The sequence below is a fragment of the Streptomyces lunalinharesii genome, assembly GCF_039532155.1.
Lineage (GTDB): Bacteria > Actinomycetota > Actinomycetes > Streptomycetales > Streptomycetaceae > Streptomyces > Streptomyces lunalinharesii.
The window spans coordinates 84189-105340 of the sequence record NZ_BAAARK010000006.1 but is presented as its reverse complement, the minus strand read 5'-3'; the positions used below and the strand labels follow the sequence as shown (position 1 = coordinate 105340).

The 21152-nt window shown below is 69.9% G+C and carries 16 protein-coding genes, 1 tRNA gene and 2 pseudogenes; 5 read left to right on the top strand and 14 right to left on the bottom strand.

What is annotated here, in order from left to right; genetic code table 11:
* Positions 1–45: 45 nt before the first annotated feature.
* Positions 46–765: a hypothetical protein gene (locus ABD385_RS11950; protein ID WP_344575141.1), complete on the bottom strand. Its 720-nt coding sequence runs from the start codon at positions 763–765 to the stop codon at positions 46–48.
* A gap of 415 nt (positions 766–1180) precedes the next feature.
* Here ABD385_RS11950 and ABD385_RS11945 point away from each other — a divergent pair, with 415 nt between their 5' ends.
* From ABD385_RS11945 to ABD385_RS11935, 3 genes are read left to right on the top strand one after another with little or no spacing between them, the layout of a single operon-like run.
* On the top strand, positions 1181–2281 hold the full coding sequence (locus ABD385_RS11945) for a hypothetical protein (RefSeq protein ID WP_344575140.1): 1101 nt from the start codon (positions 1181–1183) through the stop codon (positions 2279–2281).
* Between the two features lie 41 nt (positions 2282–2322).
* Positions 2323–2805: a hypothetical protein gene (locus tag ABD385_RS11940; RefSeq protein WP_344575139.1), complete on the top strand. Its 483-nt coding sequence runs from the start codon at positions 2323–2325 to the stop codon at positions 2803–2805.
* A 31-nt stretch (positions 2806–2836) separates the two neighbouring features.
* Positions 2837–4363 (top strand): NHL domain-containing protein, encoded by a 1527-nt coding sequence (locus tag ABD385_RS11935; protein ID WP_344575138.1) that lies wholly within the window; start codon positions 2837–2839, stop codon positions 4361–4363.
* A 104-nt stretch (positions 4364–4467) separates the two neighbouring features.
* On the opposite strand, the gene ABD385_RS11930 is transcribed toward ABD385_RS11935, so the two are convergent.
* The 3 genes from ABD385_RS11930 to ABD385_RS11920 form a co-directional block, all read right to left on the bottom strand.
* Complete coding sequence (locus ABD385_RS11930; RefSeq protein WP_344575137.1) at positions 4468–5199, bottom strand: Sua5/YciO/YrdC/YwlC family protein; 732 nt, start codon at positions 5197–5199, stop codon at positions 4468–4470.
* A complete protein-coding gene (locus ABD385_RS11925; RefSeq protein ID WP_344575136.1) occupies positions 5196–6443 on the bottom strand; it encodes a 2-isopropylmalate synthase in 1248 nt (415 codons plus the stop codon). Before ABD385_RS11925 ends, ABD385_RS11930 begins: the two co-directional genes overlap by 4 nt.
* Positions 6444–6707: 264 nt before the next feature.
* A complete protein-coding gene (locus tag ABD385_RS11920) occupies positions 6708–6926 on the bottom strand; it encodes an EF-hand domain-containing protein (RefSeq protein ID WP_344575135.1) in 219 nt (72 codons plus the stop codon).
* Between the two features lie 189 nt (positions 6927–7115).
* On the opposite strand from ABD385_RS11920, the gene ABD385_RS11915 reads away from it, so the two are divergent.
* Complete coding sequence (locus ABD385_RS11915; protein ID WP_344575134.1) at positions 7116–8192, top strand: polyprenyl synthetase family protein; 1077 nt, start codon at positions 7116–7118, stop codon at positions 8190–8192.
* A gap of 46 nt (positions 8193–8238) precedes the next feature.
* On the opposite strand, the gene ABD385_RS11910 is transcribed toward ABD385_RS11915, so the two are convergent.
* From ABD385_RS11910 to ABD385_RS41330, 5 genes and pseudogenes are all read right to left on the bottom strand, one after another.
* Complete coding sequence (locus tag ABD385_RS11910; protein ID WP_344575133.1) at positions 8239–9402, bottom strand: UDP-N-acetylglucosamine--N-acetylmuramyl-(pentapeptide) pyrophosphoryl-undecaprenol N-acetylglucosamine transferase; 1164 nt, start codon at positions 9400–9402, stop codon at positions 8239–8241.
* A 153-nt stretch (positions 9403–9555) separates the two neighbouring features.
* Positions 9556–9629, bottom strand: a tRNA-Met gene (locus ABD385_RS11905).
* Positions 9630–9731: 102 nt separating this feature from the next.
* Positions 9732–12338 (bottom strand): rifamycin-inactivating phosphotransferase, encoded by a 2607-nt coding sequence (gene rph / locus ABD385_RS11900; RefSeq protein ID WP_344575132.1) that lies wholly within the window; start codon positions 12336–12338, stop codon positions 9732–9734.
* A gap of 618 nt (positions 12339–12956) precedes the next feature.
* Positions 12957–14237 (bottom strand): IS701 family transposase, encoded by a 1281-nt coding sequence (locus ABD385_RS11895; RefSeq protein WP_425585387.1) that lies wholly within the window; start codon positions 14235–14237, stop codon positions 12957–12959.
* A 138-nt stretch (positions 14238–14375) separates the two neighbouring features.
* Positions 14376–14456, bottom strand: a pseudogene (locus ABD385_RS41330) (transposase); the annotation flags it as partial.
* A gap of 272 nt (positions 14457–14728) precedes the next feature.
* Here ABD385_RS41330 and ABD385_RS11890 point away from each other — a divergent pair.
* The gene (locus ABD385_RS11890; RefSeq protein WP_344575131.1) at positions 14729–15322 is read left to right on the top strand and encodes a lipoprotein; all 594 of its coding nucleotides are present in this window, start codon (positions 14729–14731) and stop codon (positions 15320–15322) included.
* Positions 15323–15366: 44 nt separating this feature from the next.
* Here the strand turns inward: ABD385_RS11890 and ABD385_RS11885 are convergent.
* The 5 genes and pseudogenes from ABD385_RS11885 to ABD385_RS11865 form a co-directional block, all read right to left on the bottom strand.
* Positions 15367–16486: pseudogene (locus ABD385_RS11885) on the bottom strand (IS630 family transposase).
* 87 nt (positions 16487–16573) lie between these two features.
* The gene (locus ABD385_RS11880; protein ID WP_344575130.1) at positions 16574–17068 is read right to left on the bottom strand and encodes a DinB family protein; all 495 of its coding nucleotides are present in this window, start codon (positions 17066–17068) and stop codon (positions 16574–16576) included.
* Between the two features lie 70 nt (positions 17069–17138).
* Complete coding sequence (locus ABD385_RS11875) at positions 17139–18257, bottom strand: acyl-CoA dehydrogenase family protein (protein ID WP_344575129.1); 1119 nt, start codon at positions 18255–18257, stop codon at positions 17139–17141.
* A 73-nt stretch (positions 18258–18330) separates the two neighbouring features.
* Positions 18331–19590: an acyl-CoA dehydrogenase family protein gene (locus ABD385_RS11870; protein ID WP_344575128.1), complete on the bottom strand. Its 1260-nt coding sequence runs from the start codon at positions 19588–19590 to the stop codon at positions 18331–18333.
* On the bottom strand, positions 19587–21137 hold the full coding sequence (locus ABD385_RS11865; protein ID WP_344575127.1) for an AMP-binding protein: 1551 nt from the start codon (positions 21135–21137) through the stop codon (positions 19587–19589). The genes ABD385_RS11870 and ABD385_RS11865 overlap by 4 nt, the downstream gene beginning before the upstream one ends.
* Positions 21138–21152 lie beyond the last annotated feature (15 nt).

Here is a 21152-nt window from a genome sequence, read left to right as displayed (position 1 = left end):
GCGGGCGTTGACTCGGGACGGGTGCGGCGCGGCGGTGCCCGCGGATCACGTGAAGACGTGGTGGTACGGGACGTTCCACTCGCTGGGCAGCCGCGGGTAGAACGTGTTGATGACCGTCCCGGTGAAGTCCCCGCCCCAGTTGTAGGTGAGCCGCACCTCGCTGTCGGCCGTCACCGCGTGGTCCTTGAAGCCGAGGATGGCGTCGGGGTGGGTGATCGGCACGAAGGTGATCCCGCCCCACGGCGTCACCGTGACGACCCAGAGCTGGGTGTCCTCGGGCGCACCGTTCTTCCCGCGCCACTTGTCGCCGACCTTGTCGGGCAGGCCGACCTGGACGGTGTCGGCCGTGCTCTTGGGCGCCTCCTGGTGGACGGCGATCCGCCGGCGCTTCGGCTTCGGCGCGCCGTCGTCGCCGCGCCCGGCGTCGGCTTCGCCCGCACCGGCGGGTTCGGGCGACACCTGGCCCGCGGCGCTCTCGATGAAGTACAGCGGTCGCTGCCCGAAGAAGCCGGCGGGGGTGATGTACCAGAGGTGGCCCTGCGCCTCCTTGGTGTCCGGGTCGAGCGCGGTGGCCAGCTTGACCCCCTTGTCGTGGCTCTCCTCCTTCAACTCGGCGGGCCGCAGGTAGCCGCCGTTGAAGGCGTGGACGAGCATGACCGGCCGGTTTTCGAGCAGTGCGGCCACGATGGCGTTGTCGTAGCTGTTCACCGCCACCGGTCCGCCGACCACCAAATTCGACATCGTCGTGCGTTCTTGGGTGTACATCGCGGAAACCTCACCTGTTCTGAATGTAGGAGAACGACGCGTCGGGAGTTCGGTTCAGTGCTTTGTCGCGCGGAATTGCTACAGGCTCAATCGCCCTCGCTTGAGACGACTTCGAGAGCAATGGGACGGCCGAATCCAATCCCTCTACCCACACCCGCGGTTGCGGTCGCAGTGCTCGCCGGCGGGGCCGTTGGAAAGTGATTGATCGGGTGATTGGCGGCGCCTCAACGTACCTGTGATTTCCGAGAGTTGAGAACAGTCACCGAACCTTGATCACTCGATTGGGTGAATGCCTGGCGTCACCGTTTGGGTGACGGGGCCCGTGGTAATTTCGACCATCGGGACAAGCGCAGATGCCTGTTACTGCCTGACCGTTCACCGAACGCAGTCCGACCAGACCAGTCGAGGACGGGGAATGCCTTCCAACGCGTACAACCTGGAACGGGCCAAGCGCCAGCCACTGACGAAGAAGAACCTGCGGGAACTCAATATCGAGCAGACCTGGCAGTCCATTCTGGACCACCCCAACCTGGTCTACGTCGACGACTACGGCGTGCGGCACAAGCCCGTCGGGTTCTCCTTGAACAAGTCGAGCTTCGGCACCTTCCCCGGGTCCGCGTTCAAACTGGGTTGGCTCGCCTACATGAACCTCGGGGAGCCGCTGATCGAGGAGCGGCGCAATGTCAACCAGCCCGCGCCCGACACGTTCTCCTCGCGCGCCTACGTCAACCGCAGCCAGACGTCCACGATGAAGTTCACCGACTCCGTCGAGTTCACGGTGGCGAACGAGGTCACGTGGACGCTCCAGGGCGAGGCCCAGCTCACCTTCGGCGGCAGCGTCGGCGCGGAACTCCAGCTCCAGCTGGCGGCCCAGCTCCAGCTGGACCTCCAGGCGCAGCTCGGGACGCAGCTCCAGAACGACATGGAGAACAAGGTCACCAACAGCGTGACCAACGAGAACAGCAAGGACGACATCGGGACCGACACCGCGAACGGCACCGAGAACGGCGTGACGAACTCGGTGGCGAACTCCGCGTCGAACTCGGTGACCAGCTCGACGGCGTTCACGACCACGGGCAGCGCCACCGGCAGGGCGGAGCTCAACGCCCAGTTGATGCTGGGCATCATGGCCTCCGTCGGCGGCTCCCTGACCACCAGCTGGGCCTCCAACTCGCAGATCGAGGGCGAGGTCCCGCCGGGCTCCCGCGTGGAGACCATCGTCACGCAGCGGCGTACCCGCAAGCAGTACTCCTACGAGATCCCGGTGACCTTCTCCGGGCTGCTCGCGGTGAAGTACGACGTACCGGTGGCGGTCCTGTCTCCCCCGCAGTCCAGGGACTACCCCGGCCTCGAATACGTGGTCGCGCGCGACCTCGGCGACATCGACCTGGCGGGCGGCAACGGCTTCCGCATGAAGGGGCTGGCCGAGGTCGTCTCCGCCCTGGAGGTCCACCACACGATGTTCGACGGCGAGAGCCTGACCGGCAGCGAACGAGAGCTGCACAAGAAGCCTTGACCGGGCGGGCGACGCCGCCACGACGACCAGGGGTGACCACCATGGTGTTCGACAACATCTTCGGCTTCGCGGGCAAGGGCGCGGGGCTCTTCTCCGTGACCACCGACGGGGCCAAGCCGCAGCCGGGCGCGGGCGTCGACTTCGAGGACGCCGACGACGACACGTACGACGACACGAGCGCGAGCCTGTTCAACAGCTCGATCCACGGGGCCAACTCCCGCGCGAAGGTGGTGCAGGAGCAGTCGCCCGAAGCGCGGGCGATCCTCGGCTTCCTCGGCTCCTTCATCCAAACCACCCAGGCATCGGCCGGCGCCCAAGCCCAGTACGCCCAGGATCCCGGCTCGGTGTCCAAGGGAGCGTCCGCCGGCATGCGGGAGTCGAGCTCCACGGTGACGGAGCACAGCGGCCTCCAGAAGGACGAAGACCTGCAGAACATGCCGAAGAAGAGCGACTTCTCCAAGCCTCCGGAGGCACCCAAGCCGAAGGCCGAGGACCCGTCCGCCTCCAACGACAACCGCTCGTAGCAGGCAGTCAGTTAACGGTGAAGGGATGACGATGAGCACTGCTCAGGCGGCCAGCACAGGTGGCGAGGTCTCCGCCCCTCCGATCAGCACGGTCGCGGGGACCGGGGTCGGTGGGTTCTCAGGGGACGACGGGCCTGCCGTGTCGGCCCAGTTGCGAAACCCGTACGAGGTCGCGGTGGACACCACCGGAGCCCTCTACGTCTCCGAGTTCAACAACCACCGGGTCCGGAAGATCACGACTGACGGGAAGATCAGCACGCTCGTCGGCACCGGCACCAAGGGCTTCAGCGGTGACTGCGGCCCCGCCGTCTCGGCCCAACTGAACTACCCGCGCGGGGTGGCGGTGGACGGCGCGGGCGCCGTCTACATCGCCGATTCCTCCAACCACCGGGTCCGGAAGGTCACGGCCGACGGGAAGATCTGCACGGTCGCGGGCACCGGCACCGAGGGCTTCAGCGGTGACGGTGGCCCCGCCACCGCCGCCCAGTTGAACAGCCCGCGCGGGGTGGCGGTGGACAGTACCGGAGTCCTCTACGTCTCCGAGTACGACAACCGCCGCATTCGGAAGATCACGACTGACGGGAAGATCAGCACGGTCGCGGGGACCGGGACCGCGGGATCCGACGGAGACGGCGGTCCGGCGGCTTCGGCCCAGCTGAGCCACCCGAGGGGAGTGGCGGTGGGCCGCGCGAGCGACCTCTACATCGCCGATGAAGGACACCACCGGGTCCGGAGGATCGCGGCCGACGGGAAGATCAGCACGGTCGCCGGCACCGGCACCAAGGGCTTCAGCGGTGACGGCGGCCCCGCCACCGCCGCCCAGTTGGACGGCCCGTTCGGGGTGGCGGTGGACAGCATTGGCACCCTCTACATCGCCGAATTCAGCAACCACCGGGTCCGGAAGGTCACGGCCGACGGGAAGATCAGCACGGTCGCCGGCAGCGACACCGCGGGCTTCGACGGTGACGACGGCCCGGCTACTTCGGCCCAGCTGAACAAACCGACCGGGCTCGCCGTGGACCGCGCCGACACTCTCTACATCGCCGACCACGCCAACCACCGGGTCCGGAAGGTCGCGTTGCCGGAGCGGGCCGGGCTGCCCGATTCGGGCACGGTGGTCTCCTGGGCCAACGTCCGCAGCAGGCTGCGGATGGCGGTCCAGCGCGAGTCCACCAAGGACGGAGCCGAGATCCACCAGTCCCTCGCCACCCCCAGGGGCCACCAACAATGGCGGCTGGTCGTCACAGGCGAGTACAACGGCGAGAACCTGTACAGGATCGAGAACGTGCGCAGCGGCAAGGTCCTGGAGATCCTCGGCGCGCACGAAACGGCCGGGGCGGTGGTCGCGCAACGCGCCTACGAGGGCGACGACGCCCACCACCAGCACTGGAGGCTCATCCCGGTGAGCTCCACGACCGACACCCCACTGGTGTACGAGATCGCGAACCGCAACAGCGGTCTGCTCCTGCGCGTCGACACCAACGCCCGCACGGCGATCCAGCAGCACCGGGCGGAGGGCGACCACCGGGACCGGCAGTGGCACCTGCTCCCCGTGTGACGCACGCGTGGTCAGGGGCGTCCGCGCCCCTGACCACGAGATCGCGGTACGGGTCTGGCACGGCAGTCTCATCACGAATTCGGGCGGCGGCCGAACGTCGTCCATCAGCCCGGCGGGATCGGCCCGCCGGGCAAGTCCTCGGTGGTAGGCGGCGTCCGGTAGGTGTGGTGGAGGTGGTTGAGGTAGTGCTCGGCGCTGGGGTGGGGGTGGTCCTGGGCGCCGTGGCGGTGGAGTTCGGTGCGTGCGTCGGGGTGCAGACGGATGGTGGTGGTGGCCCGCCTGACGGGCGTGGCGGTGGCGGCGAGGGGGGCGGGTGCGGTGAGGACGGGGGTGTGGGGGGCGAAGTGGGGAGCGGCGTCGTCCGGTGTGGGGGCGGGCGGGTGGCCGGTGCGGTTGGCGCTGCTGACGTAGAGCAGGGGGAAATCGTCCAGGAGAGGCGCCAGGGGCTGCCAGCGGGCGGCGAACAGAAGCGTCCAGCCGTCTTGTGCGGCAGGCGTCAGCCAGGACGGGATGTCGTGCGGGTGGCGCAGCGGCGCGAGGAGGGTGACGCGTTCTTCGGTGAGCAGGCGGCGGGCGAGCCGGTGTGCTGCGGGGCTGAGGTCGAGGTGCTCGGCCAGCGCCTCGCGTGTGTGCGGGTGGTGGGCCCACAGGGCGACGGCCTGGTCGGCGGGGCGTCGTTTGGCGAGGTTGACGGCGGCGGGTCGGGTTGCGGTGACGACGCAGGTGAGTGGGGCGGGGTTGGGCAGGACGACGGCCCGGCCCTGGGCGAGGGCGCGGCGGACGGTGCCGGTGTCGCTGGTGGCCGGGGTGGCGTCGGCTGCGGGTCGGTGGTTCATGCGGTGGCCTCGGTGTCGTGGGCGGTGAGGCCGTCGAGGTAGGCGGCGAAGGCGTGTTCGTCGACGACGGCGCGGCCGGTGCGGAAGGCGTGGGCCTTGACCCAGGCTCTGGCGGCCCTGCTCTGCGCGGCGTCGAGGCGGTGGCCGATCCGGGCGGCGACGGCGGTGACGACGCGGGTGCTGGCGAGGTGGGTGAGCACGATCCGCGGTTCGATGCCCAGGAGGGCCTTGGGGTCGTAGGGCTGGAACAGATCGGGGTCGACGAAGGGGGTGCCGGTGGAGAGGGTGCCGACCCCGGTGCCCACCACCGGGGTGGTCACCGTCAGGGGCACGCCGGTCTGTTCGGAGACCAGGGCGGCGATCGCGGGCAGGCGGGTGAGGTCGGGCGCCCGCCACCACAGGCTTGCCCCGGGGGAGGGGCCGAGCAGCTCGGCGGTGCGGTCCGGGGCGTGGGCGAGGATGAACAGCAACTGCTCGGTGGCGACCATGCCGGAACGCTCCGCGAGCCCCAACCACGAGCTGGAGACCACCCGCACCCCTGCCTGGAGCGCCTGGAGGGTGTTGGCCAGGCCCAGGCCGAGGTCGTTGTGCAGGTGCGAGCCGAGCACCGTCCCGGGGGCGGACGCCGCGGTGACGCGTGCGAACATCTTGGCCGCCTCGCCGGGGAGTTGCCGGCCGACGGTGTCGGCAAGGATCACCGCGCCGGCCCCGGCGGCAGTCAACTCACCGGCGGCGACGGCCATCAGGAGGTGGTCGGCGCGGGAGGCATCGGCCAGGCACACGTCGACGGCGACCCGATCGTCCAGGTCGCGGGCGGCCTTGACCAGGTCCACGCCATGCGCCAGCGCCGCACGGGCGCCGCGGTGGACCATCACCTGGGCCATCGCCTCCGAGGCCGGCACGACCACCATCACCCGCGCGTGCCTGCTGCCGCGCACCGACGCCACGGCCTGCTGGACGTCGGCCAGGGCGCCCCGGCACACGGCCGCGACGCTGACGTGCCCCTCGGCCTCGACGGCGACCTGTCGCACCGCCTCGAACTCCTCGGCGCACACCGCGGGGAAGCCGGCCGCGAACACCACATGGCGCGGCCCGTCCGCACCGAACAGGGCTCCCTGCGCACACGCCAGGCGCACCCGGAACCGGCCCGGCATCAGCGTCTTGGCCTGCGCCCCGTCTCGTGCCGATTCCTCCCACACCACCAGTCGGCCCGCCAACGCCGACTCACGCACGACATCCCGCACGCCTGCCCCCCACTTTCGCAGCCACCCCGTAGGGGCATTCACCGTGCCGGTGAACTCGCGAGGCGTGATGTTAGCGTGCCAAGTGGCCGCCGGCGTCGGGTAGTTGCGCCTGGATGGTGACCTCTGCTAGAGGCAGATGGGTCCCCCTGCGGGATGCCCGTCCTCTGGATGACTGCGCCGCAGGCAACCTGCTGCGTGCCAGTCACACCGGATCGGGGGGAGACGAACCGGGTCCGGCACGGTCACGTGCCGGACCCGGCAGCGTCAGCCATTCATGGCCGCCCAGAACTCCTCGAAGGACATCATGCGGTCGCCGTCCGTGTCGAGGGAGTCGATCAGCTCCTGAGCCTGCGCCTCGGTGATCTCCGTACCCTCCAGCTCCGCGACGACCTGCCGGTATTCCTCCGCGGTGACCTGACCGTCCCCGTCGACGTCGTAGCGCGCGAAAACCTTCCGTGCCGCCGTCTCCACGATGTCCGCCATGTGCTCCGCCCTTCCGTGATCTTCACTGACGGGCCCAGGTTATCCGTCCGTCCAGACGCGTCGCGGGGCGCCCGACGCACCAGTGGCGGCGAGCCCCGCACCGAGCCGATCCGATGGTGTTGAATGCGAGCTGACGGTGTCTGTCGAGCCTCGACGGCCGTCCTGTTCGACGGGGTACCAGGGAGAGTAATGAGCGCTGAGATCGAGGCCGGTGTGCACGCACGGCTCGCCGGATACCGGGACAGTTTCAACGGGCTGTTCGCGGACTACTTCGACTTGGTCGCCAGGCAGGGGCCGCCGCGCAACGCGTTCGTGCCCGAGGCGTTGGCGCTGGTGCGGGACATGTCGCTGCGGGGCGGGAAACGGCTACGGGTCGCGTTGGTGTACGAGGCGGCACGACTGGTGACTCCCGATGCCGTGGTGGGCCTGGACGAGGCCGCGCTCAGCATCGAGTTGTTGCAGACGCACGGGCTCATCCACGACGACATCATCGACGACTCCCCGGTGCGCCGAGGGGCGCCGTCGGTGTACTACGCCTACCGCGAGCGGTTCCCCGACCGGCTGCACACGGCACTGGGCCTGGCCGTCCTGGCCGGGGACCTGGCCGCGTTCCTGTCGGTCCAGGTGCTGCTGACCGCCCCGCTGCCCCGCGAGCTACGGCAGGCGATGGCGGCGGTCCAGGCGACGGCGGGGGCGGACACGGTCCGCGGCCAATTCCTCGACCTGGAGCGCGACTTCGGCCCGGTGCCCGACCGTGCGGTGCTGGACACCGTGTCCGAGTACAAGAGCGCCCGGTACTCGGTGCTGGCCCCGTTGCAACTGGGCCTGCTCGCGGCGGGCGAGGACGTCGCCGCCCATGAGGAGGAACTGACCCGGTACGCCCGACTGCTCGGCGTGAGCGGGCAGATGCGCGACGACTACCTGGACCTGTTCGCGGACGCGGGCACGGTCGGCAAGCCGGCCGGATCGGATCTGCGCGAGGGCCGCCGCAGCTACGCGGTGTGCGCGCTGCTGGCCGCCACGAGCGGCGCGGAGCGCGCGGTGGTGGAGTCGGCGCTCGCCGGCCCCGGCTGCCCGCCGCAGACCGTCGAACGGGTTCAGGAGATCGCCAGGCAGCACGGCGTCGACGAACAACTGCGCGCCGAGATCCGCGGCGGAGCCGAGGAGGCGGCCGCCGTCGCGGCGACCTGGCGGGGGCGGTGGCGGGACGAAGCCGTCGAGTTCTTCGAGCAACTGCCGCTGTGGGGCGCACTGCGCACCCAGTGACGCGCCAGCGACCTCGCGAGTCCTTCCCAGGCGCGGTGCGCAACGGTCAGCCGGATGCGGCGGACACCAGCACCTCGACCAACCGCTCCGCCGCATCCGGCCGCCCGTGCGCTCGGGCCCGCTCCGCCATCGTCGCCCGCAGCGCGGGGTCGGCGAGCAGCGGGCCCAGGGCGTCCTTCAGGCGGCCGGCGGTGACGTCGCCGAGCAAGGCGAGGGCGGCCCCGGCCTGCTCCAAGTGCCGTGCGTTGTGCGCCTGTTCGTCGCCCGCCGCAGAGGCCAGCGGCACGAACACGGCCGGCTTGCCGAGCGCGGTGAGTTCGGCCAGGGTCCCGGCACCGCTCCGCGACACGACGACGTCCGCGAGCGCCAGGACGTCGGGGAGTTCCGGGCCCACGAAACCGGTCACGTGGTAGCGGCCGGCCGACGCCGGGGGCAGTGCGCCCGCCTGCCGGCGCAGTTCCGCGACGTTGTCGGGGCCGCACTGGTGGACGACGTTGGCCTGCTGGAGCAACCACGGCAAGGTGTCCCGCACGACGTCGTTGATCTGCTGGGCCCCTTGCGCGCCTCCGGTGACGTACACCGTCGGCAGCCTCCGTTCGAAGGCATGCAGCCCCAGGGCCCGCACCGCGTTGTCCGCCTGCCCGGCGAGCACCTCGGGACGGATGGGGTTGCCCGTGACGACCGCCCGACCGCGCACCCGCTCCGGCAACAGCGGCACCGACGACTTCGACGACACCGCGATCCGCGTCGCCGAGCCGGCGAGCTTGTGGTTGGCCAGGCCCAGCCGCACCGTCTGCTCGTGCAGCACCAGCGGACGCCGGCAGACGCGCGCCGCCAGGCCGGTCGGCACGGCGACGTAGCCGCCGGTGGCGAGCACCACGTCCGGTCCGAACCCCGCGACCAGCTTCCGCGCCTGTGCGACGCCGAGCGGCACCCGCGCCATGTCCTTGACGTTGGCCGCCGACACCATCTTGAGCGGGTTCTTCGCGCGGCGGACCTTGCCGGTGGCCACCGTGGCGAACGGGATGCCTTCGGTCGCCGCGACCCGGGCCTCCAGGCCGTCGGCGGTTCCGATCCACAACACGTCGAGGGCCCTGCCCTCGGCCGACAGCCGCCGCTGCAACGTACGGATCGCGGTGAGCGCCGGATACGTGTGACCGCCGGTGCCGCCACCCGTGACGACGAGACGAAAGGCGTCGACGTTGCGCACTGGAGCTACCTCACATCTGGCGACGGTCAGCGGGAAGCGCCACAGTAACGGTTCGCCGAGGACATTCCGGGCGACCGGCGGACGCGCGGCCGGCTCGGGCGCGGAAAAGCAGTGAAGGCCCGGTGGGATCCACCGGGCCTTCACCGTCTTCAGTAGCGGGGACAGGATTTGAACCTGCGACCTCTGGGTTATGAGCCCAGCGAGCTACCGAGCTGCTCCACCCCGCGACGGCTCGATGAACTCTACGGCACCGAAGCGGATCGAACGAATCGACGTCGGGTGGACGCGGGCGCGGGCTCGCTACGGACGCGGCCGCGCGGTGTGGTCGGTCACGACAGGATCTCGACGTAGCCGTCGGTGCCGTGCACGCGGATCCGGTCTCCGTCCCGGATCAGCCGGGTGGCCTGGGCCACGCCCACGACGGCCGGCAGGCCGTACTCCCGGGCGATCACCGCGCCATGGGTCATCAGTCCGCCCACCTCCGTCACCAGGCCCGCGATGCCGACGAACAGCGGCGACCAGCTGGGGTCCGTGAACGTCGTGACCAGGATGTCGCCCGCTTCGAGAGCGGCCTCCGCCAGGTCGAGGACGACGCGGGCCCGCCCCTCGACGGTCCCGACCGAGACCGGCAGGCCGACCAGGGCGCCGGCCGGCACGTCGTCGCGCCGGTACGCCCCGGTGACGGCCTCGCCGTCCGAGGTGAGCACCCGGGGCGTCGTGAGCGCCTGGTACGAGCGGAACGCGTCCTTGCGCTGCTGGATGAGCCGGCCGTCGACCTGGTGGGAGCGCACGACGTCGTGGAGTTCCTGGAACGTGAGGTAGAAGACGTCCTCCTTCGCGGGGAGCACGGCGGCCTGCACGAGCCGCTCGGCCTCCGCCAGCAGGGCCCGCTTATACACGAAGTAGCGGCTGACGATGCCGTACTTCGGGTACTCCCGGTACCCGATGAAGGTCCTGACCCGGTCGATCATCCGCTTGGTCTCGTCGGCCTTCCGGTCCCCGTCCGGCAGGGCCCGCAAGCGCGCCAGCACGTCCGCCTCCTTCGCCTGCGCCTTCTGCCGCCCTTCCTCGAAGCGGCGCCCGGCGGCGCCCGGCGCGAAGTTCCGGACGTTGTCGAGGAGCACGGGCGCGAGCGTGGCGGGGCGCTCGCGCCAGCGCGGCCGGGTGATGTCGATCTCGCCGACGCAGCGCATGCCGTACCGGTCGAGGTAGCCCTCGATGGCGTCGCGCGCCTCGGCCCCGCCGGTGACCTTCGCCAGCTCCTCCAGGAAGGCTTCGTCCTGGACGTCCTGGACGTCCCGGAGGAAGGCCACCACCTCAGGCTGCGCGCGGATCACGTCCGCGACGTCGAGCAGAGCCAGTCCCATCTCGGAGGTGACGTTGTCGGGGGCGGACAGCGTGAGCGTGTCGGCCGCGTTCTTCTCGCCCAGCCACTCGTGCAGCTTGTCGTTGAGCCACCAGGTGGCCTCCATCCCCGCCATGATCGCCTGGATGCTCAGCGGATCACTGAGGACCCGCTTGTGCTCCTCGAAGGACCCCAGCAGGAAGTCGAACAGCTCCGGTCCGGTCTTCGTCCGGATGTCGCACTCCAAGGCGGCGACGGACGCCCGGCTGCGCTCGATCAGCTCGGTGACGACGGCCGGATCGTTCTCGAGGGGAGCGGGCGCACCGCCGGCCGGCGGGCCGGCGGGAACCGCGTCCGGGAGCGTCGGGACGAAGCCGTCGCGGTCGAGGACGGTCTCCAGCGCGTCCCTGACCAGCGGGTCGCCCTTCCCCATGACGTCCAGGAGGGCGGCGCGGCCCCCGGGCGAGGACAGGCGCCGGGTGACGTCGACGAACAGCCGCCCGCCGGCCGCGTGCATCGGCACCATGGCCGTCAGCTGCCACATGGAGAGCCCCAGGGGCTTCATGGGGTCGGTCATCATCTGTTGGTGACCGACGGAGACGTAGACGTGGTTCTCCTGGTCGCCGGTCTCGGGAACGGGGAACAGCGTCGTGATCGGCCGGCTCTGAACGATCTGGAAGTCGTCGTCGACCAGGCACCATTCGATGTCCTGCGGGCGGCCGAAGTGCGCCTCGATCCGCCGCCCGAGGTCCACGAGACGCACGACCTGGGCATCCGTGAGTGACGGCTGCTCCTGTTGCTGCGGGTCGATCGCCACCTCCTGCGTACCGCCGGCCGGCAGCGCCTGCACGGCACGCTGTTTGGCGGCGATCGTCTTGGCCACGATCTGGCCGTCCCGGACCGTGAAGACGTCCGGGTTCACCAGTCCGGAGACCAGGGCCTCGCCGAGGCCGAAACCGGCGTCCACGGTGGCGACCTTCCGGTTGCCCGTGACGGGGTCGGCCGTGAACAGGACGCCGGAGGCGTGCGGGAAGGCCATCCGCTGCACGACCACGGCCATGCGGACCGCGCGGTGGTCGATGCCGTTCCGCTGGCGGTAGGTCACGGCCCGCTCGGTGAACAGCGAGGCCCAGCACCGGCTGACGTGCTGGAGGATCGCCGCCGGCCCCACGACGTTGAGGTACGTGTCCTGCTGGCCGGCGAAGGAGGCCGTCGGCAGGTCCTCCGCCGTCGCGCTGGACCGCACGGCGTGGGCGGCGTGCTCGCCGAACCGGGCGAGCGCGCCGGTGATCGCCGCCGCGAGATCGTCCGGGACGGCGATCCCTTCGATGGTCCGGCGCAACTGCGCACTGAGCGTGCGGACCGCCGCCCGGTCGTCCGGGTCCAAGCGCGCCAACTGATCGAGCTGATCGTCGATCGACGGCGCTTCCGCCACGATCCGCCGGAAGGCGTCCGTCGTCACGCAGAAGCCCGCCGGCACGCGGACGCCTTCGATCCTGGACAGCCCGCCCAGGTGCGCGCCCTTGCCGCCGACGACCGCCACCTGCGTCTCGTCAGCGTGGTGAAGATCCCGTACGTACTGCTCGATCACCGCGACACCTCCGCGTCGGTCGCGCTCCCTCGTCCTGCGGCGGCCGACGGCATCACCGGTGCCTCCAGTGGTTCGACGGCACCGCGTCCCCCATACGTCGACAACAACTCACGCACGTAGTGCCCCAATTTCCGTAGGCTGTGGCATCGGTCGACGATTGTGCGGCATGCCTGGGGCCTTGCGGCAAGCCCCCCAGTGCGCTATATCTTGAAAATGCAAGGAGAGGTCTCTCCTTGCATTTGTTTTTTGCGCCCAGGGGAGCGGCAACGACCGGGAAGCCGCTCGCCCAGTGGTGACGCGCCCCGTCGCGGACACGCAGATCGCCCCCGCTGCTACCGCTTCCCATCGGCGAGCGCAGGTGCACCGCGGGCGGTCGCGCCCCGTGGCCACGTCAACGACATGGGCCCGGGACAGTCACCCGAGCGACCGGGCGAGTCCTAGTACTCCAGCAGGATTTCGCTGTCTGACCTGCGGGTTTGACCGGGCGGCTGGAGTGTAGCGGGTGACGGAGTGGTCAGGGGCGGTCTCACGGAGGCCGCCCCTCGAACGTGTGCTGTCGCCGCTGATAATGGCAGCGGCGTGAGACTGCTTGTCGTCGGCGGCGCCAGCTCGACCAGTTCACCGCGTGGCGTCGGCCCCGGTGTCCGCGCTGGTGCGGGGGCCGGGGACGACAAGCTGCCAGGAGTCGCCGAACCTCCGCCACTGTGAGCTCGATGGCCCCAGCGGCCTCACCGGTTCCACCCCCTTTTCCCTGGCCTGATGTGCCGTGGCCGCCAGGAAGGCGTGCGCGAGCATGGCAAGGGTGATGTGCCGGTACCAGCCCACGTAGCGGCGGACCTCGTACTGGTCCAGGCCGCACTCGTTCTTCGCGGTCTGGAAACACTCCTCGATCGCCCAGCGCGACCCGGCAACCTGCACCAACTCCCGGACGGTGGCCTCCAACGGGGCGTAGGCGAGGTAGTACGCAATCTCATCGGGCTTGTTGATGCTGCGCCGGGCCAGCGCCCACCGCATTCGGTGGGGGACCTCGCCCTGGCGGTCGAACTCGGCAACGGCAGGAAGCCGCACTGCCGCCCAGTGGTAGACGCGCGGCCCCTTCGCCCCGTTGCCGCACGAGATCGTCTCCCACGCCTCGTCCGGCGCCTGCGCGAACAGGCCCTCGATGCGGGGACAGCCCACGGTGAACTGGGACTTGGGAACGGCCAGCACGTAACCGACGCCCGACTGTTCCAGGAGTCGGCGGAAGCGACTCTCCTGTCCGTAGGCGGAATCCGCGGTGCCCCAGGCGATGGGCAGTGGTGAGGCGAGGGCCCGCAGCACCATGTGCCGGGCCAGTTCGCCCTTGGTGGCGAACTCCCGCTCGTCGGGGACCTTTGCGGTGCGGCAGCGTTCGCGGTCCTCGGTCCAGGACTTGGGGAGGTAGAGCTCGCGGTCGACCAGGGCCCGGCCACCGGCGGTGGTGTAGGCGGCGAAGACACCGATCTGGCAGTTCTCGGTGCGGCCGGCGGTCCCAGAATATTGGCGCTGGACCCCGGCGGAGGTAGCGCCTTTCTTGATGAACCCGGTGTCGTCGATGATGAGGACGCCGTCGTCCTCGCCGAGCTTGTCAGCGACGTACTGCTGCAGGTCGTCGCGGATGTCATCGGGTTCCCACTTCGCACCGGCGAGCAGGTGCTGCAGGCCGTCGGGAGTCAAGTGACTTGCCTGCTCGGCCAGTTGCCAGCTGTTCTTGCGGGCCACCGGGGCCAGCAGACCGCGTACGTAGTCACGCATCCGGCGGCGCAGTTCCACACGGCCGAAACGATGGCCGATGGCCACGAAGAGATCGTCCAGTTCCAGGTCCCACTGCTCGGCAACACGCTCGCTGATCACGAAGGACACGTTCCCCGCCGCTGCCATTATCAGCGGCGACAGCACACGTTCGAGGGGCGGCCTCCGTGAGACCGCCCCTGACCACTCCGTCACCCGCTACACTCCAGCCGCCCGGTCAAACCCGCAGGTCAGACAGCGAAATCCTGCTGGAGTACTAGTGCCGCATCAGGCAACGTTCGCCCTATCGACCACCTCGCCTAGTCGTTCGTCGGCGGCGTGCTTGTTCCGCCAGATGATGTAGCGGCGGGCCTTTCTGACAGGTCGGCGATCAGTAGATACCGCCGGCTCGATGAGCTGTTCCCCTATGGAGCTTTGAGGAGCACTCCGGTACGGGAGCCCTTGCCAGCACTGCGACTTCGACTGGTCATTGGGTACGTGTCGCGTGAAGCCGTGGACCACGTGAAGAGCCCGCCTGACCGATCCGCCGACGTTTCGGCCGCCCGGCCTCTACTGCATCAGTTGAGTCGTTGTGCGGAAGTCGGCTACCGTCCGGCGGAACCAGAGGGAGGGGGATCCGGGTGCCGAGCCAGATGCGACGACGGACCGCGGGGGTGCTGGGTGTTGCGCTGCTGGCCGGGGCGGCCCTGGGGTGTGCGCGGGACGACGGCGAGCGCGTCGCGTCGATGGGCAGTGCCCGTTCGGCGTGCGAGTTGCCGGTGACGTTCGATGTGGGCGGCCCCTGGAAGGCGAAGCCGCTTGAACCGATCGACTCGGGCACGAAGAAGTGGTTCCACTTCTCCCATGCCTGCAAACTTGAGCTGGGGGCGGGGAAAGAAATGGTGGAACTCACCGTCGACGTGGACGACCTCAAAGGAAACAACCCTCGCGAGGTGCTGGGCGGCCATGACGGCGAGCACATATCCAGCCATGGCGAGTACACGCACGACGAGCACATAAACGAGCAGGCGACGGTCGCCAAACAGCCGGCAGCGGAAATGGAATACCGGATCAACCCGCCAGCCGATATACCCGACATGTGGGTCCGGAAGCTCGCGGTGGTAGCGCCAAAGGGCACCATCGTGGTGGAAGTACAGAGCAACGACCCCGGTGGCAAGGAACGCACCCGCCAGGTGTACGACCAGCTGAAGTCCTCCATGCGGGTTGCCTCGTGACCTCTGCGGCCTCCCTTCGGCGGGAAATCTGGACCAGTGCCGCATCAGGCAACGTTCGCCCTGTCGACGACTTCGCGTAGCCGTTCGTCGGCGGCGTGCTTGTTCCGCCAGATGATGTTGCGGGGGATCATGCTGCTCCGCTCGGTGTGGCTGGCGTGATCGGTGCCGTCGAGGGCGAAGTAGCGCAGGGCCGTGAACTGGGCCTCGATGCGGTTCAGCCAGGAGCTGTTGGTCGGCGTGTCGGCGAACTCGACGTTGTTCGCCGTGGCCCAGTCGCCGACACGGGTGTCCTCTTCGTGGCCAGGCGAGGGGAGAAGTTGTCGAGCACGATCACGATCCGGATCTTCGGCGTGTGGAGGCCGCGCAGGTAGCGGCAGAACTCCAGGAACCTCGTCCGGTTCTCCTTCGGCTTGATGTGACCGTAGAGCCTGTCCTTGGCCAGGTCGTAGGCGGCGAACAGATGCCGGACCCCGTGCGGGCGGGTGTAGGTCGCCCGCCGTCGCGGCCGGGGTCCCTACGCCGTCCGCCACGCTCGGCCCACTGCCGCCCCGGGTGGGGCTGGAGGTTGAGTGGCCCGAACTCGTCGGTGCATAAGACGACTTCGGGTTCCCCATCCTCGGGTATGACCTCACCGTCGGCGATCGCGTAGAGGTGTTCGACGCGGGCCTTCTTGGCGGCGTAGTCCGGTTCGCAGGAGGATTTCCAGGTCTTTATGCGTTGAAACGACACGCCTTCGTTTCGGAGCAGGCCCCGAAGGCCCTCGTGGCTGATGTCGTCGACCACCCCCTCGGCGACCAGGAAGTCAGCCAGCTTGACCAGGCTCCAGGTCGAGAACGGCGGGCCGTGCTCGGCCGGCTTGGACTTGGCGATCTTCTTGATCTCACGCCACTCGGGCAAGGTGAACGTCCTTGGCCAGCCGCCGGAGTACTTCGGATACAGGGGGTCGAATCTGTCTGCATGGAAGTTGTGAATCACGTCCCGAACCCGGTCCGGGCTGGTGAACGTCACCTCGGCGATCTTCACCACCGGCATAGTCTGGGCGGACAGCAACACCATCTGCGCCCGTCGCCAGGTCACCACCAACCCGCTGCCCCTGCGGACAATCCGCAGCAACTGTCTGCCTTCGTCGTCATCGATCTCGCGGACGCGTACTCGTTCCGCCACCCGGACAGCCTGGCGGCACCGAACCGCACGGGCCAACGTCCACCGTCGTGTCACATCACAACGGGACGAGGGTTCTGTGATGCGGAACTAGCGCCCGGTCGTCCCGTCGATCTGTTCCCGCAAGATATCGGCATGGCCAGCATGCCGGGCGGTCTCGCTGGTCATGTGAGCAACGACCCACCGCACCGAGAGGAACGTGCCCTCGACCGGTATCGCGACAGACTCTCCCAGATCGCCGACGGAACGAATCGCGGCGTCGCTGGCCGCGATCGCCGCGTCGTAATCGGCCAGCACCTGCCCGGCACCACGACCGGCCGGCACCTGTATGCCGACATCCCCGGGATTGTCCGACTCCCGACCGGCCACGTGATACCCGAACCAGAACCGCTCCGCCAGAGTCAGATGATGGACCAGGCCCAGCAGCGTGGTCCCCGACTCCACCAAGCCCCGGCGTAGCTGCTCCTCCGTCAGACCATCGGTCTTCTTCACCACGCACTGCCTGGCGAACGACAGGAAAGCCATCGCGGTATCCAGTTCACTACCGTCATTGCGGGGCACCGGGCGGCGCTGAGTCTCAGCCATGCCGGTGACTTTAGCTGCGCGCGTCCCGCCCGCGCCTCGAATTACAGGGCGAACCTTGCCTGATACGGCACTAGAGCCCCAGAGCCGTGGCCACGTGTGAGGTGTGGTGGTCGGCGTCGCCGAAGGCCAGGGCGGTGGCCGTCGCATGGCGGGTGAAGAGGTGCAGGTCGTGTTCGGCGGTGAAGCCGATCGCGCCGTGGACCTGATGGGCCAGTGCACACACCTCCTGGTACTGCTCGCTGGCGCAGGCCTTGGCCAGCGAGACCTCCAGGGCGGCGGGGAGGCCGTGCGACAGCCGCCAGGCCGCGTCGTAGGCGAGCAGGCGGGTGGTGAGGACGTGCACGGCCATGTCCGCGCAGTGTTGCTGGACTGCCTGGAAACTGCCGATGGGGCGGCCGAACTGGGTGCGGGTCCTGGCGTGCTCCACCGTCATGTCGAGTACGCCCTGTGCCGCGCCGGCCATCTCGGCGCAGGTCGCCGCGGCGCCCAGGGTGGCGACGGTCTCGGCCACGGCGCCGCCGTCGCCGACCTCGCCGATCACCTGCGAGGCGGGGACGGCGGCATCGGTGAAGTCCACGCGGTATTCGGGGGTGGTGCCGACGACGTCGAGACGGTGCCGGCCCAGGCCCGGGGTGGTCGTCTCCACCAGCAGTGCCGTGAGCCCCGCTCGGTCGTCGGTGCGGGCCATGACCACGAGGGCGTCGGCTGCCTGGGCGTACGGTACGAACAGGGCCGTTCCGTCGAGCCGGAAGCCCTCGCCCGACGGGGTCGCCGTGATGTCCGAGCCGGCTGCGTCCCAGTGGCCGTGCGGTGCCGCCCGGGCGTAGGTGAGGATGCGGCCCTTCGCCACCGCGCTCAGCCACTGCGCGCACTGCGAGGGGTTGCCGTGGCGGGCGAGGGGCAGGGCCGCACACGCCACGGTGGTCAGCAGTGGGCTCGGTGTCCGGTGGCGGCCCAACTCCTCGCAGAGCAGCCAAAGGTCCGTGAAGTCGCCGCCCAGTCCGCCGTGTTCCTCGGGCAGGGCGAGTGCGGGCCAGCCGAGTTCGGTCATCTCTTCCCACAGCGCCGACGAGTGGCCGAGTGGGGTGTTGCGTACTGCCCGCGCGTCAGCCGTGGCGTGTCTGTTCGTCAGGAGGTCCGTCGCCGCCGCCCGGATGCGCCGTTGGTCCTCGGTGGCCGTCAGGTCCATAGCCGCTCCGATGTCGAGGATGTGGGGGTGTGGGGGGGTGTTGGGATAGGGGGGTCGCGGGTGCTCGTGGGGGTCAGGACCGGGGGAGGCCCAGGCCGCGGGTGGCGATGAGCCTTCGTTGGATCTCCGTGGTGCCGCCGAGGAGCGTGGCGGCCACCGCGTCGAACCGCATGTGCGCGAACGCGGCGGCCATCGGGGCCGTGCTGCGCTGCCACAGTTGTGCGTAGGGGCCGAAGGCTCGGGCGCCGGTGTGGGCGAGCCGCTGGTGCAGTTCGGCGCCCAGGAGTTGGCCGACCGACGCCTCGTAGCCGGGCACGGCGCCGGCGCCGTGCCCGGCGGCGGTGAGGCGCGCCACCGCGTAGTGCGCACGCACCTCGACGTAACGCCGGGCGATCTCGTGCCGGAGGACGGCGGTGTCCGCGCGGACGAGACCCTGTCCCTCGGCCGACCGCAGCTGGCTGACCAGTCGCTTCAGCACCTGCTCGAACTTCACGGGGGCACCGATGCCCGCGCGTTCGAAGCCGAGTGCGGCCATGGCCACGTACCAGCCCTGGTTCTCCTCGCCGACCCGCTGGGTGACCGGGACCCGTACGTCGTCGAAGTGGATCTCGGCGAACGGGGTGGCGCCGCGCATGTCCTCGATGGGGCGGATGGTGACGCCGTCGCTGGCGGCGTCGACGAGCAGGAAGGTGATGCCCTGGTGCCTGGGTGCGTCCGGCTCGGTACGCACCAGGACGAACAGCCAGTCGGCGTACTGGGCCGACGAGGTCCACACCTTCTGCCCGGTGACCCGGTACGCCTCGGGCCCGGCCGGGCCGGCCGGCGCACGGACCGCCGTGGTGCGCAGTGCGGCCAGGTCCGAGCCGGCGTCCGGCTCCGAGAAGGCCTGGGCCCACGCCGTCCGGCCGCACGCGATGCCCGGCAGATGCGCCCGGCGCTGCTCCTCGGTGCCGAACTCCATGAGTGTCGGGGCGAGCAGCATCGCCCCGATGCCGTTCACGGTGGGCACCTCGGCGCGCATCATCTCCTCGCGGAGGACGAACTCCTGCACGGGGGAGAGTCCGGCACCGCCGTACGCGGCCGGGAGGTGCGGGGCGATCCAGCCCTGCTCGGCGAGGGCCGCCGCCCAGGCAACGGCGCCGGCGCGCCGCTCCGGGTCCGGGGATCGCCGGTCGGCCGGCCAGTCGTAGCCCCAGACGTCCTCGGGCTCCAGGCTGTTCTCGGCCTCCGGGTCCGGCCGGTAGCAGGCGGGGAAGCGCTCCTCGACGAAGGTGCGTACCTCCTGGCGGAACTCCGCGTCCTGAGCCGTCTCCGCCCAGTGCGCCCCGGTCACCGGGCACCGCCCCTCGGCAGCAGGTGCTTGGCCACCTTGTCGGTGGCGGTGCGCGGCAGTTCGTCGAGGAACTCCAGGTAGCGGGGGACCATGTGCCTGGGAAGCCGCTTCTGGCAGAACTCCAGCAACTCGTCGGCCTCCAGGCCGGATCCGGGGTGTGCGACGACGAACAGCTTCACGTCCTCCTCCTCCAGCTCCGACGGCACACCGACGGCGGCGCACTCCACCACGGCCGGGTGCAGGTTGACCTCGCACTCCAGGTCGAAGGCCGAAATGTTCTCGCCGCGCCGGCGGATGGCGTCCTTCATGCGGTCCAGGAAGTAGAAGTAGCCGTCCGAGTCGCGCCAGAGTCGGTCGCCGGTGTGGAACCACAGGTTGCGGAAGCAGTGCGCGGTGGCCTCGGGAGCGCCGTAGTACCCGCTGGTGATGATGGACGGCTGCTTGGGCCGGAGCACCAACTCGCCCGGCTCGCCCGGGCCGACCTGCCGGTCCAGTTCGTCCACGACGCCGGCCTCGAAGCGCTCGTGGTGTGCCTGGCCGCACGAGCCGAGCCGCCACTCACCGTACGGGCTGCCGGTCGCGATGCCGGCCTCGGTGCTGGTGTAGCACTCCGCGGAGCGGACTCCGAAGCGGTCGTGCAACGGCTTGTCGAGGGCGGATTTGCCCATGTAGAAGACTTCGAGGGGGTGGTCCTTGTCCCGCTCGGTCGGCTCCTGGTTGAGCAGCATGGGGATCATCGAGAAGACGCTCAACGCCACCTGCGCGTCGAAGTGCCGCACGTCGTCCCAGAATCGCGACACGTGGAACCGGTCGGCGACGGCCAGCGGACTGCCGGACAGCAGCGCGGACAGCACGCCGTCCCACAGGCCCGCGGCGTGGAAGAGCGGCAGTGGGCAGTAGGCCGTCTTGCCCCACCGGTCGAGGAAGTCCAGCGAGTCCAGGGCGCAGGCCAGGGCCAGTGAGTGGGAGACCATCGCGCCCTTGGACGGGCCGGTCGTCCCCGAGGTGTACATGATGGCCTGGAGGTCGCAGAACGACACGTCGGCGCGCGGGGTGTCGGCGCCGTAGGACAGCAGACTGGAGAGCGCGACGGCCGGCTTGCCCAGCGCCGCCAACGGCACCGACGAAGCGTCATGGGTCCGCACGACGAGGTGCGCCAACCCGGGCAGACAGGGGGCGAGGACCGACAGCTCCTCGGCGTACCGGGCGTCGACGACGAGGTAGCGGGAGCCGGAGTCGGCCAGGATGCGGCGCAGGAGGTTGCCGCACAGGGCGGTGTTCACCGGAACCGCAACGGCCCCGAGGCGGCTCAACGCAAAGACGGTGTAGAGCAGTTCGGGGCAGTTGGGCAGCATCACCGCGACGTGGTCGCCGGGGCGGACGCCGAGGGATGCCAGGCCCTGGGCCACCCGGTTGGACATCTGGTGCACGTGTCCGAAGCTGAGGTCGCCGTCGTGGAACCTCAGGAAGGTCTCGTCGCGGTGGCTCCGTGCCCGCGTCGCGAGCACGTCCCCTATGGTCATCGACTCCAGTGCGATGTCAATCATCGGTGCCTCCGTCGC